Here is a 917-nt window from a genome sequence, read left to right on the forward strand (position 1 = left end):
ACACCAATACACATTGAACATAAGGCATAGCGTCCGCCTGTTTGCTCAAGCTGGTTTAGGGCTGTAGTTACGAGGCGGGCACCTGATGCACCAAGTGGATGACCTAATGCAATGGCACCACCGTTTGGATTTACCTTGTCAGAATCATCTGGCAAACCTAAATCACGGGTCACTGCCAAAGCCTGAGCAGCAAAGGCTTCATTGAGCTCAATTACATCCATCTGATCTAAAGTCAGGTTAGCTTGTTTAAGTAATTTCTTAATCGCTGGTGCCGGAGCAAAGCCCATAATGCGTGGTTCTACACCCACCGCTGTTGAAGCAATGATCTTGGCACGTGGTTTTAAATTGTAAGCTTGAACTGCTTCATCAGAAGCAATCAGTAGAGCTGCTGCACCATCGTTAATCCCTGAAGCATTGCCCGCAGTGACTGTACCCTCTGCTTTAACCACAGGTTTAAGTTTGCTTAAGCCTTCAAGCGTGGTCGATGCACGTGGATGCTCATCGGTATCAATCACAACAGCATCACCCTTACGCTGAGGGATTTCAACTGCTACGATTTCTTTAGAAAAAAAGCCTTTGGCTTGCGCGCTTGCGGTGCGTTGTTGGCTCACCAAGGCAAACTGGTCCTGATCTGCACGATTGACGTTAAACTGTTCAGCGACGTTTTCGGCAGTCTGGGGCATGGTGTCTACACCATACAATTCTTTAAGTTTAGGGTTAATGAAACGCCATCCCATGGTGGTATCTTCAATCTTCTGGCTACGACCAAAAGCACTGTCAGACTTACCCATTACATAAGGTGCACGGCTCATGCTTTCCACACCACCTGCAATCACCAAGTTCGCTTCACCTGCTTTAATCGCACGGGCAGCAATAGCAATCGCATCGAGTGATGAACCACACAAACGATTAATGGT

1 protein-coding gene is annotated in these 917 nt (G+C 47.3%); it reads right to left on the reverse strand.

The features are described 5' to 3' along the window. A partial coding sequence (locus MSG95_RS18870; RefSeq protein WP_324624972.1) for an acetyl-CoA C-acyltransferase occupies window positions 1-917 on the reverse strand: 917 nt, incomplete at both ends.

Source organism: Acinetobacter sp. IK23, assembly GCF_035615275.1.
In the GTDB taxonomy this organism is placed as follows: Bacteria; Pseudomonadota; Gammaproteobacteria; order Pseudomonadales; family Moraxellaceae; genus Acinetobacter; species Acinetobacter seifertii.